Below are 12,606 nucleotides of genomic sequence, written 5' to 3' on the forward strand. Positions count from 1 at the left end.
GCACTGCTTGTTGAGGTCACGCACTTGTTGTCTGCCAGACGCTACAGGTCTGGCAGACCTGCGCGTTAGGCAGCGGCGAGATCAACTAGGCCGATCAGCCCTTCTTCTGTACCAAAACCAAGCATGCAGCCGTCTGGGCTGTAGGCCAGAGCACTTATGGAGCCGTTACCACCTAAAAGCACTGGTAACACTCGTTGCGTCGTAGTTTCAATCATCAGCACGGTGCCATCTGCAAAACCAGCGGCTAAAACCTCTTGCTGCGGGTGGAAAGCCACCTGTGTGCAAGGTGCTCCGCCTGCGCTGGGTAGCTCTTGTGGTGGCTTGCCCATAGGGCCGCCCCCAAAGAAAGGCCACATTACCACAACATCGGCCCCGCTGGTGGCCAGCCATTTGCCATTGGCCGAAAACGACATGGAGCGCACCTTGGTGGGGTAGCCGCTCATGCGAATATTATGGCCATCTGACAGCCGCCAGCCGTGCAGGTCGTTATCTTGCATGGCGGTAATAAGGGCCTCGCCTTGTGGGTGCATGGCTATGCCAATATGGCTGCCTTTCCATTCAAGCTGGCGTGGGTTGTCACTTTTAGACTGGGTGTACCACAGTGACGCACCGTTATAGTGCGAGGCCGCAATGCGTTTGCCCTTATTATCAAACGCAATGCCGGTTACAGATGAGGGGTGCTCAAACGTTTTAAGCACGCTGCGGCCTGTGGCGTCGCGCAGTTCGACCTGCTTGCCAGATGCTGCGGCAATAAGGGCGGTTTTGCCATCAACATAGGTGGCAATATGCTCTACCCAGCGGCGGCCTTTGCCAAGCTCTTCAATTTCGCCGTGCATATCAAGGCGGCAAATGCGCCCGTCATCACCGCCGGTTAAAAAGCCGTGAGGGTCTGTATCTGGGGTAAGGCACAAAGTAGGGCCGTCATGCACGGCATGGGTAGACCACGCGGCAGAATTGCCTAGGTCTGCCCTGTGGGCCACAATTACATCGCCTTCGCCAGTGGTAAAAGCAAACCGCTGGTTATCGCGCGAGGCAGCGCAGGCGGTAATCTGGCCTTCTACGGTGCGCGTTGCGCCGCGTTTTTCTATGAGGCCACGAATGGTAAGGGTCTGGCTCATGCTACGGCACAGCTTTCAAACCCACGGCGGAGCTGCGGGCGGTTAAGGTTGCGACCAATAAAGACCAGCCGAGATTCTTTGGCTTCGCCGTCTTTCCAAGGGCCAATATTATTGCCATCGGCCATCATATGTACGGCCTGAAACGCAAAACGGTCTGGTTCGCCCGCAAAGTTTAAAATGCCTTTGGTGCGCAGCATGTCGCCGCCTTTTTCTTGCAGCAGGGCGCTAATCCAGAGTTGGAACTTGTTCGCATCCAGTGGGGTTTTCACCACCAAAGACACACTATTTACGTCTTCTTCATGCTTGTGGTCTGGGTGTTCCAGAAAATTGGGCATGTTTTCAAGCACGCGTTGCAGGTCAAACCCGCCCCGATCCATAACGTCTGTTAATTTCACGTTGCCTTTTTGGGCGTGGTGAATAGGCGCAAAAGCGTTAATGGCCCGCAAGGTGGCCTCAACCTGTTGCAGTTTGGCGGCGTCAACTAGGTCGGTTTTGTTCAGAATCATCACATCAGCAAAGGCAATTTGCTGGTTGGCTTCTGGGCTTTCTTTTAGGGTTTGCTCAATATTAAGGGCGTCAACCACGGTTACCACGGCGTCAAGCCGGGTTTTGGCGCGCACGTCTTCATCAGCAAAAAAGGTCTGGGCTACGGGGGCGGGGTCTGCCAGGCCGGTGGTTTCAATAATAATGCCGTCAAATTTGCCACGGCGTTTCATCAGGCCGTTGAGAATACGAATAAGGTCGCCACGCACGGTGCAGCAAATGCAGCCGTTGTTCATTTCAAACACTTCTTCGTCGGCATCGACCACCAGATCGTTGTCTACGCCAAGTTCACCATATTCATTGATAACGACAGCGTACTTGCGGCCATGCTCTGCGGTAAGAATATGGTTGAGCAGTGTGGTTTTGCCTGCTCCCAAAAACCCGGTGAGAACGGTAACAGGCACCAAATTTTGCGGCTGCTGGCCGGTGGGGGAAAGAGCGTCAGACATTAAACAGAGCCTCCGTTAACACGAACAAGTGCCCTCTCATATAAGGCGGTGGGGTTTTATGCGCCAGAGAGAGGGGGCAAAAGAGCGCGGATATTCTGCGCACACTGGCATGGCCGCGCGGGCTATAGGGCGCGCGGTTTATGCAAAAAACCGGGTAGTGTGCCCTTTAAGTCCGTTGCCAAGGGCTGTGGGCACAGGCTTAGCGTGCGGTATCTGTCGCTGTAGAGGGGCGGGTAGAGCTACCGGGTTTATGGTTGGTTGAGCGCAAAAATTTAACCGCCAAAGCACCGTACAAAGCATGGCTGCACAGGGTGCGCGACACGGCAAAAGCCAAAAAGGCGCTGGCCAGCAAAGCCAAGGTTACCTGCTGGTTATCGCACATTTCCATAACAATAACCGTAGCCGTGAGCGGAGACTGCGTAACGGCGGCAAAATAGGCCACCGTGCCCAAAAGCACCACGGCACCGGGGGTGGTGTGTGGTAAAAACTGGGCTATCCAACCCCCCATGCCCGCACCAACAGAAAGGGATGGGGCAAATAACCCGCCCGGAATGCCCGAGCAGTAAGATACAATGGTGGCAAGGCATTTGAGCACAAAGTAAGAGGCTGGGTAGTGCTCAGAGCCCACAATAATATCTCGGGCTTGTTGGTAGCCTGTGCCGTAGGTCATGCCGCCAGACACAAGGCCAATACAGGCTAAAACCAGCCCGCACAGGGCGGCAAACGCAACGGGGTGGTGTGTTACAAACGCCCCAAGCTTGCCCGGAATACCACGGGAGATACGAATAAGCAGGGCAGAAAAAAGGCCACCGCTTAACCCGCCTACAACCCCACATACCAGCACGGCCAGCCAGCTTACACCAACCGGCACCACGGAATCTGTATGCCCAAAATAGGTGTAGTTACCCACCATAGCTATGGCGGTAACACCCGCCAGCACAACGCAGGTTAGCATGGTGCCGCTGGTGCGTTGTTCGTAAGAGTGGGCAAGCTCTTCAATGCCAAACACAATACCGGCCAAGGGGGTGTTAAATGCTGCAGCTACCCCGGCGGCCCCCCCGGCTTTAATAAGGGCATGTTGGCGTACCGGGTCATGAATACCCATAAAGCGGCCCACTGTGTGCATAATGGCGGCCCCCACCTGCACGGTTGGCCCCTCGCGCCCGATAGAGGCCCCGCAGAGCAGGCCAAAAGAAGTAAGAAAAATTTTGGCAATGGCGATTTTGAGCGAGAGAACTTTATCAACCACTCTAAAGTCGTTTAGGTGCATGCAGGCAATAGCTTGCGGAATACCGCTGCCCTGCGCGCCCCTAAACCATGTGCGGGTAAGCCACGTAGAAAGTGCCAGCCCGCCGGGTAGCACGCCCAGCATAAGCCACGGGCTAAGCGCCAGAATATGGTTGCGCAAGGTGGCGGCTTTATCTGCCAAGGCAGCAAAGGCTACAGCCACCAGCCCCACCATAATGGCACCAGACCAGTAAATGAGTTTGCGCCGCCAGTTGACGGTACCAGCCTTGGCTTGCTCACGGATGTGGCGAAGTTGCACAGAGGCTGCGCGCACGCTAGCGGGCATAGGCAATAATCCTGTTTTTCAAGAAAACACAGCGCCTTTTAGCATGATCTTCTTGGCTGTGAAGTATAGTCAACACAAAACAAGGCTTTTTATAGAGCGCGGGTATAACAGTATTTTACACATTGTTTCTCGGGTGGGGTTTGAGGGGCCGCGTTGTGGCGTAAATTAAAACACAAGCAAGTGGGTTTTAGACGCCACGCTGGCCCTTTGGGTTCCCTCTTTTAGGGTATTTTGGGCCGGGGCCAAAAAACAATGCCCTCATGCTTGGCCAAATTATCTGGCTCAACATGAATATGCACCAAAGTGTTGCCCATTTTTTTACGCAAAGCGTGTTCTATGCGGTCACAAATTTCGTGCGCGTCATGCACGCTCATGCTGCCCGGCACCACTAAGTGAAAATCTAAAAACGTAATGGCCCCGGTAATGCGTGTGCGTATGTCGTGTGCTTCTATGGCGCCCCGGCCGTTATCGGCAATAACATCGCGTATTTCGTCTAAGGTGGTGGGGTCTGGGGCTTGGTCCATCAAGCCTGCTATGGAGTCCCGCATCACCTCCCACCCAACGCGCAGCACGTTAAGGGCAATAAGCCCCGCCAATACGGAATCAAGCCGTGCCCAGCCGGTAAGGGGTATAAGCACCATGCCCACAACCAGCCCAACCCCTGTCCAGACATCAGACAGTACATGCTGCCCTCCGGCCAATAATGCGGGAGAGCGGCGGTCTCGGCCTGCGCGTACCATGGTTAGGCCCCACAGCAGGTTAACCAGTGTAGCCGCACCATTGAGGGCTATGCCTTTTATGGGGGCTACGGCGGGTTGGGGGTGGTGCCAGCCCAGCCAGGCCTCGTGCGCAATAACGCCTGCGGTCAGTAGCACCAATGTGCCCTCTGCCACGGCGGAAAGATATTCGGCTTTGTAATGGCCGTAAGTATGGTTGTGGTCTGCCGGGCGCTCGGCAATGCTAAGCGCCCACAAGCCCCCTAAAGCTGAGACTACATTGATAATGGTCTCTACCGCGTCTGAATACAGGGCCACGCTGCCGCTTACGGCCCAAGCAGCATATTTAAGGCCCAGTGCTACCAAGCTGATAGCCAGACTACACAGGGCAATGCCCTTGTTGGTTTGGGGAAGAGGCAAGGCAGGTACACTCTTGTTGGGGGCAAGGGAGAGAAGGGCCTACCAGCAAGCCCCCCGTTTGGAAAGTGCCTGCCCTGTGTATCAGACCGTGTGCGGGTCTGTCAGGTGGCAGGTGGCCATGTAGGTACTTTCTTCTATCTGCACGGTGGGGTGGGCAATATTAAAGCGGGTGCGCAAACCCTCTACCACCGTATGCAGCAGGGTGGTTTGTGCCTCTTCTGGGGTGCCAGCAAGGGGCTGTGTTTGGGGGCGTACCAAATGCACGGTCATGGCGGTTTCTGTGGTGCTTAGGGGCCATATGTGTAGGTCGTGCAGGTCTGCCACACCGGGTACGGTGCGCAGATAGGCTTCTACTTTGGTGTAATCAACCGTGCGGGGCACGCCGTCTAGGGCAAGGTCGAGTGAGTCGCGCAATAGCCCCCATGTGGTGAGCACCACCAGCACAGAAATGGCAAGGCTTACCGCAGGGTCTATCCATGTTAGGCCGGTAGCCAGCACTAAGCCGCCCGCCACCACAACTGCGGCAGATGTTACGGCGTCTGAGAGCATGTGCAAAAAAGCCCCACGGATATTGAGGTCGTTTTTCTGGCCAGAGGCAAAGAGCAATGCCGTGGCCCCGTTTACGACAATACCAATGGCGGCCACAATCATAACCGTTTTGCCAGCAACCGGGGTGGGGGCCATAAGCCTACCAATAGACTCCCACGCAACCCCGCCTGTTACCAGTAAAAGAATAACCGCATTGGCCAACGCCGCCAGAATGGAAGAGCGCCGTAGCCCATAGGTAAACCGTGCGGAGGGCGAGCGTTTAGACAGCACCTCAGCCAGCCATGCCGCAGCAAGGGCCAGCACGTCAGACAGGTTGTGCCCGGCATCTGCCAAAAGGGCGAGCGAGTGTGAGAGCACCCCCCACAGGGCTTCTGCCGCTAGGTACACAACATTTAGTGTTATGCCTATGGCAAAGGCCCGCCCGAAAGAGGCCGGAGTATGCACATGCTGGTGGCCAAACCCATGATGGTGGTGGTTGCAGCCGCCAGCCTGTGTGTGTTCATTTTCGTGGTCGTGGTCGTGGTCGTGCGTGCAGCCGCCCTCTTGGTGTGCCCGTTCAGGCATGCTGGCGTGGCCACATTCATGCGTATGGCTGTGTGCTGCCTCGTGTGCCGCAGCAGGGCTGTGCGTGTGTGCCTGTGGCACAGCAGCCGCTGTGGCGGGGGTGGGGGCCGAGTGCGTGCATGGGGTAGTATGCGCTGTTTCGGCTGGCGAACGGGGCTGCTGGCTGGGCGGTTTGACCATAAAATGCTGCATCCTTTTAAGCATGTCTGCAACGGCACCGTTGCGCTTGGGCGCTGTCCGGCATAGGGAAGCCCGGTCTGTGCTTTTCTGAGTTGATTCCTCTCTACCATATTTGATGAAGGTCGCGCCATGCTCCGACTGACTGAACTGCGGCTACCGCTTGACCACACCCCAGAGGCGCTAGAAGCCGCCATTTACGAGCGCCTGTCTCTTGTGCCGGGCACCTTGGAGCGGTTTAGCGTGTTTAGGCGTGGGCACGACGCCCGTAAGCGTTCAGCCATTAAATTGGTTTATACTCTGGACTGCGTGGTAAAAGACGAGGCCGCCGTTCTGGCCAGTTACAAAGCGGCCCACCCCAAAGACAGCCACGTTGCTCTCACCCCAGACATGGCGTGGGTGCCCCCGGTTACTTATGGGGCAACGTTGGCGGCCAAGCCGGGGTTTAAACGCCCTATTGTTATTGGGGCAGGGCCATGCGGGTTTATGGCCGCCCTTATGTTGGCCCGTATGGGGTTGCGGCCATTGCTGTTAGAGCGTGGCAAGGTTGTGCGTGAGCGCACGGTAGATACGTTTGCCCTATGGCGGCGCTCTGAACTCACCCCAGAAAGCAATGTGCAGTTTGGTGAAGGGGGCGCTGGCACATTTTCTGATGGCAAGCTGTATAGCCAAGTGCGAGACCCCCGCTTTTTAGGGCGGCAGGTGTTGAAAGAGTTTGTAGCGGCTGGCGCACCAGAAGAAATACTCTATCTGGCCCACCCACATATTGGCACGTTCAGGCTTGTGAGCATGGTAGAGCATATCCGTGCGGAAATTGAGGCCGCAGGCGGAGAATACCGTTTTAGCACGCGCGTAGATGGTCTGGAGTTTGAGCACGGCACCCGCCGCCTGCGGGGTGTGCGGACAGCACAGGGCGACGTGATTGAGGCAGACCACGTTGTGCTGGCTGTAGGCCATAGCGCGCGTGACACATTTGCTATGCTGTATGAAAACGGGGTGGAAATGCAGGCCAAGCCGTTTTCTATTGGCGTGCGTATAGAACACCCGCAATCTGTTATTGATACAGCCCAGTTTGGCCCCAGTGCCGGTAACCCGCTTTTGGGGGCGGCAGAATACCGGCTGGTGCACCACGCCAGCAACGGACGTGGTGTGTATTCTTTTTGCATGTGCCCCGGTGGCACGGTCGTAGCAGCAACATCGGAAGAGGGGCAGGTTGTTACCAACGGCATGAGCCAATATTCCCGTGCAGAGCGTAACGCCAACTCTGGCATGGTGGTAGAGCTCCGCCCCGGTGAGGATTACCCCAACGACCCGCTAGCCGGTATGGCCTTCCAGCGTGAGTGGGAGCGTAAAGCCTTTATTGCGGGGGGCGAGAATTATTACGCTCCAGCCCAACGCGTGGGTGACTTTTTAGCAGGCCGCCCGTCAACAACCTTGGGCGCGGTTGTGCCGTCTTACAAACCCGGTGTTACCCCAACAGACCTGGCAACATGTTTGCCCCCGTTTGCGGTTGAGGCCCTGCGTGAGGCTTTGCCGCTCTTTGACCGCAAGCTCAGAGGCTTTGCGATGGAAGACGCGGTTATGACCGGGGTTGAAACCCGCACGTCATCACCTTTGCGGGTGCCGCGTGGGCAAAATGGGCAGTCTCTTAACACACCGGGACTTTTCCCTGCGGGTGAGGGCGCAGGCTATGCGGGGGGTATTCTCTCTGCCGGTATAGACGGCATCCGTATTGCCGAGGCCGTGGCACTTAGCATGGCAGGCCGCCCAGTAGAAGGGTTGGGGCTTTAAGCAAAGCCCCAACCCATAGGGCTTAATGCGCAGCGTTGAGTGCGCTGTGCTTGCTTACAAAGTCTTCTACCAGTTGGGCAAAACGGAGGGGGGCGTCTGCATGCACCCAGTGGCCCGCACTCCCTATGGTTTCTAGCGTATAATGCGGAAAAAGCGCGCGCATGCCCGCAAAGTTGTGTGGCTGAATATAGGGTGAAAGCTCACCCTTTAAAAACAGGGTTGGCCCGTTATACACGGTGCCAGCGGGCAGAGTGGGCCAGTCCATAATAGCAGGCAGGCTGTGCATAATATCGGGCAGGCCAATGGCCCAGCCGGGGTTTTCGCCTAAGGTCATATTTTGCACCATCATTTGGCGCACGGCTTCATTGGGTATTAAGGGCCGCAGCAGGGTTTCTGCCCCTTTACGGTCTAATTCGGCCGGAAAATGCAGGTTAGCAAGGTCTGGCGGTACGTCCATGCGGGTAAAGCCGCCCTCGGCCGGGGCTATGTCTGCCACAATTAAGGCGCGTACCTGCTCTGGGTGGCGTAGGGCCAGCATCATGGCGGTTTTGCCACCCATAGAGTGGCCAAGCACAATGGCGGGTTCAGACGTATAATGGGCAAGTGTTTCGCGCACATCATCTGCCATGGCTTCGTAGCTCATGGGGCCGTGGGGGCTGGCGCCGTGGTTGCGTAAGTCCATAGCAAAGGTACGGTGCGTTGCTGCAAGGCGGCGTTGCACAAAGCCCAGATTACGCGCACGCCCAAATAGCCCATGCAGCAAAATAATGGGCGGCAGGTGGGGGGCGTCTGGTGTTTCAGGGCCACGTTCAATCACGTTTAGCAGCACAGGTTCAGGTATCCTTTTACACGCGGTGCTACGGCCTAACTGCCGCTAAAAGAAAGACTTTTACGCATAACGCTTATAAAAGCGAGGGGGCAAGCCCTGCTTTGTCTTCACCTTATGGCGAGAGAGCCGCCCACAGGCTTACGCAACTTTGTCTAGTATGCAGCGTTTAAAGCCAAGACCCAAGTATGGTGTGGTATTTTACCACGTTTTACTTTGGGTGTGCTGTTATTTTGGTCTAAATAAGGAGAGGGAGACCATGAAGCGCTGCCTTGTTATTTTAGACCAGCCCGAGCATGCACCGGCCCTGCTTAACGCGGCAGCACAACTTGTAGCCCTTTCTGGCGTAAAAACCTTAAATATTTTGGCGCTGCGCCCTAATGCGGCTGCCAAAAATGTGGCCCAAGCCCCAGCCGAGGCCTATTTGTTTGAAGAGCAGCACCGTAGCCGTCTTGCGGCTTTGCATACACAGTTTTGCCACTGGTTGCAGACAGAATACCACCATGCTCAAAAACAGGTTGAAGAAACAGAAGTAAACTGGCTGGTAGATGATGGTAAAAAAAATACCAGCATAAGCAGTTTTGCGCAGGAGGCAGATGTTATTCTGGCCACCATGCCCCAAGGCTCAAGCCCCGCTAGTTTAACAGAAACAACTCTGTTTGGCCTTGCCCGGCCTGTGCTGCTTATTCCACCTTATTGGGACGGAGGTTATGGTTCGTCCATTCTGGTGGTGTGGGACAACAGCGTATGCGCCCATAAAATGTTGCAAGCCAGCCGTACCGTGTTGGCGCGGGCCTCTTTGTTGCATTTGCTGGCCCCACATGGGCAAGAACTCCCTTATAGCCTTTTACCCCCCGTTATGATGGAAGAACACAGGCTGGGGCAGCCGTTTTCTCTGCCCCGTGTTATGCATACGGTTGCCACGGCTAAACTGGCTTACCCAGCAGACCTTGTTGTGTTGGGGTTTGACCTTGATTGCACACACAACACACAGTCTGGTGGCGGTATAGCCAATAGCTCTGCCGGTGCGGCGTTGCAGGCTGCGCGCGTACCCTTGTTGGTGTGGGGCAGCCAGCCTGCACAGCAAGTGTATGGCTAAAGTGAGCGTAAAACAGGCTCTTACGCATGCATAAAAAGCGTAACAGCCTTATTGTTATAACATGACGGAAAAATATTTTTACTAGAATTTTATTTATTATCAATGAGTTAATAAAAATAAGCACAATGCTGTATATGCGAATGGTTTGCAGGCGCGGTGTTGCATTGCAACGAATGATATTGAGAATCATTATTGCTAACGGCTAAGAGGCTCCACCTTCTTATTTTTTGGCTATGGTGGAATGCTTATGCGTGGTTCTCGTGCTCGTGGGTCTTTAAGGCCTACGCCTTTAGCTGTCAGTCTTGCCCTTGGGTGTTCTGTTGCTGCCAGTTGGGCCGACGAGCAGGCCAATGCTGCCACACAGCCAGACCAGCATAGCTATAAACATGGCCATAGCCATGCCCATGCAGGGCATGCCGCCAAAGCAGCGCCAGTGCAGGCAAAGCCAGCACCAGCCACCACACCTACCGCCCAACAAACGGCGGCAACGTTAAGCAATGCCAAAGGGCACGGGCCACAAATTGTTGCCCAGCAAGATGGCTCCAACGCAGAGGAGTGGACAGTTGTTGCCTCTCCCATGAACACCCTGCGCACACCTATTGGCCTTAGCCGTATGCCACAAGACGTGCTGCATACCCCCCAGACCATTGACGTTGTGCCGCAAATTTTAATGCAGCAGCAAAATGTTAAGTCTTTAGATGAGGCTTTAAAAAACGTACCCGGCATTACCGCTTCTGTGGGTGAGGGCGAAGGCGGTATGTCTGGTGACCAGTTCTTGATCCGTGGGTTTGCTGCACAGAACGATATTTACGAAAATGGCTTGCGCGACTTTGGTGTTTATACCCGAGACAGCTTTGATTATGACCATATTACGGTTATTAAAGGCCCGTCTTCTCAGGTATTTGGTAACGGCACAACGGGTGGCGCTATTAATATTACCACAAAAACCCCGACAGCCCATAACCATGTTGATGCCAGTTTTTCTGGTGGGAGTGGTTCGTATTACCGTGGCACTCTAGACGTAAACCGCAAAATTACAGACACCATTGCCGTGCGCCTTACCGCCATGGGTAACGAAAATAATATGGTGGGGCGTGACCAGCTTTATTCCCACCGGTGGGGTATTGCACCGTCAATCATTTTTGGTCTTGGTAAAAAAATTAACTATACAATCGAGTATTTTCACCAGACAGATAACCGTATACCCGATTACGGGGTGCCTACCGTGCTTAAACCCGGCACGTCTTACGCAAAACCAGTTACAGAATATGGCGTAAACCGTAAAAACTGGTATGGCACCACGTTCGACCAAGAAAACTCCAACGTGGATATGTTAACAGGCCGCCTCCAGTGGGAAGTAAACCCGCATATTACAGTTTATAACGACACCCGCGGCGGCCTTTACAGGCGGTATTTTTCAGCATCGCAGGAAGGGTGTAATGCAACATGTTCAGGGTATTTTTTCTCTAATACACCAGAAAAAGCCATGGTGTCCCGTATTGGTGGGGTAGGTGGCCCTAACCCTTACCAGCAAAATGACTGGTCTGTACAAAACGTGGCCTCAGTTGTGGCTAATTTTAATACAGGCACCATTAAACACCAGATGATTGCCGGTGTTGATATTGAACATATTTACGACCGCCGCCAAAACTATGCTTATAACAACCCAAGTGCCCGTCAATATACCAGCCTGCTTAACCCCAACCCTAACGTACCGGGGTTAGATGTGGGTACAGATCCCGCAAATTACGGAAATTTGGTTAATATTCCTAACGGTGTTGGCCGTAAGGAATGGAAAACCAGCTCTGCAACAGATGTCGGGGCCTTTTTCTCTGAACAGGCATGGCTTGCACCGTGGTTCTCGGTTAAAGCGGGTTTCCGTTGGGACCATTGGAGCAGTAACTATGCTGCTACAGGTGGCGAGCAGAGCACCGTTAGTAAAGGTGTTGTCGTACAAACTCCGGATACACGTTTGGGGCAAAAACAAGATACCTTTAACCCCAACGTTAGCCTGATGTACACGCCAAACGACCACACAATGGTGTATTTCAACTGGGCTGAATCTACCACGCCACTCGGGCTTTATGTCACCAATAGTTCTGAGCCTTTGACGCCTAAAAATCAGAAATTCTCACCAGAACGTAGTAGACTTTACGAAATTGGTGCCAAATACTCAGCATTTCATGACCGTATTGGCTTTACTGCTTCTGTCTTCCGTCTGGAAAAAGGGAACTCTATCTTAACCGACCCCAGCAGCGGCACTGTTACCTCATCTGGTGATACGCAGCGCAACCAAGGCTTGGAGTTGAGTGTTTCTGGCCAGCTCTTGAAAAACTGGACCATGATTGCAACCTATGCGCGCTACGACAGCCAAACAACAGGCGGCACCTTGGCTGATATTGGCAAGCAGGTACAATATGTGCCCCGCAACCAAGCAACAGTGTGGAGCACATACGAAATTGCTCCCAAAACACTGTATAACCTTACTGTAGGTGGTGGCGTAACATGGCGCGAAGGCGTGTTTCTAGATCCAGCCAACACAGCCCGCGTGCCTGCTAACGTTGAGTTCGATGCTGTTGTATCGCATCAGTTTGGGCCGCATTGGAAAGTTGCCATGAACGGCTATAACCTTGCTAACCGCCTAAACTACGGCAACCTGTTTAGTAACCGCGTTACCCCTTCTGTTGGGCGGGCTTTCTTGTTCAACTTGTCTGCCAATTACTAAAGATAGAAAAAGACAAAGCCGTATTCTGTAAAATAATTAATTCAGAATACGGTTTT

General features: G+C 54.2%; 9 protein-coding genes. 3 read left to right on the top strand and 6 right to left on the bottom strand.

Annotated elements, in window-relative coordinates:
- Positions 1–65 precede the first annotated feature (65 nt).
- The 5 genes from Abor_RS00360 to Abor_RS00380 all read right to left on the bottom strand — a co-directional run bounded on the left by Abor_RS00360 (position 66) and on the right by Abor_RS00380 (position 6,112).
- Positions 66–1,118: a WD40 repeat domain-containing protein gene (locus tag Abor_RS00360; RefSeq protein ID WP_048839841.1), complete on the bottom strand. Its 1,053-nt coding sequence runs from the start codon at positions 1,116–1,118 to the stop codon at positions 66–68.
- Complete coding sequence (locus tag Abor_RS00365; RefSeq protein WP_048839842.1) at positions 1,115–2,110, bottom strand: CobW family GTP-binding protein; 996 nt, start codon at positions 2,108–2,110, stop codon at positions 1,115–1,117. The genes Abor_RS00360 and Abor_RS00365 overlap by 4 nt, the downstream gene beginning before the upstream one ends.
- A gap of 199 nt (positions 2,111–2,309) precedes the next feature.
- Positions 2,310–3,683, bottom strand: a complete 1,374-nt coding sequence (locus tag Abor_RS00370; protein WP_048839843.1) for a chloride channel protein — start codon at positions 3,681–3,683, stop codon at positions 2,310–2,312.
- A 221-nt stretch (positions 3,684–3,904) separates the two neighbouring features.
- A complete protein-coding gene (locus Abor_RS00375; protein WP_048839844.1) occupies positions 3,905–4,819 on the bottom strand; it encodes a cation diffusion facilitator family transporter in 915 nt (304 codons plus the stop codon).
- A gap of 81 nt (positions 4,820–4,900) precedes the next feature.
- Complete coding sequence (locus tag Abor_RS00380; protein ID WP_084594292.1) at positions 4,901–6,112, bottom strand: cation diffusion facilitator family transporter; 1,212 nt, start codon at positions 6,110–6,112, stop codon at positions 4,901–4,903.
- A 129-nt stretch (positions 6,113–6,241) separates the two neighbouring features.
- On the opposite strand from Abor_RS00380, the gene Abor_RS00385 reads away from it, so the two are divergent.
- Entirely contained in the window at positions 6,242–7,900 is a 1,659-nt protein-coding gene (locus Abor_RS00385; RefSeq protein ID WP_048839845.1) for an NAD(P)/FAD-dependent oxidoreductase, read from the top strand.
- Between the two features lie 22 nt (positions 7,901–7,922).
- Here the strand turns inward: Abor_RS00385 and Abor_RS00390 are convergent, their stop codons facing one another.
- Positions 7,923–8,729 carry an alpha/beta fold hydrolase gene (locus Abor_RS00390; RefSeq protein WP_048839846.1) on the bottom strand — a complete coding sequence of 269 codons (807 nt, stop codon included), beginning with the start codon at positions 8,727–8,729 and terminating at the stop codon, positions 7,923–7,925.
- Positions 8,730–8,985: 256 nt separating this feature from the next.
- Here Abor_RS00390 and Abor_RS00395 point away from each other — a divergent pair, with 256 nt between their 5' ends.
- Positions 8,986–9,825 carry a hypothetical protein gene (locus Abor_RS00395; RefSeq protein ID WP_048839847.1) on the top strand — a complete coding sequence of 280 codons (840 nt, stop codon included), beginning with the start codon at positions 8,986–8,988 and terminating at the stop codon, positions 9,823–9,825.
- 247 nt (positions 9,826–10,072) lie between these two features.
- Positions 10,073–12,550, top strand: coding sequence for a TonB-dependent receptor (locus Abor_RS00400; RefSeq protein ID WP_048839891.1), 2,478 nt, complete (start codon positions 10,073–10,075; stop codon positions 12,548–12,550).
- The last annotated feature ends 56 nt before the right edge of the window (positions 12,551–12,606 follow it).

It is taken from the genome of Acetobacter orientalis, from assembly GCF_000963965.1.
In the GTDB taxonomy this organism is placed as follows: domain Bacteria; phylum Pseudomonadota; class Alphaproteobacteria; order Acetobacterales; family Acetobacteraceae; genus Acetobacter; species Acetobacter orientalis.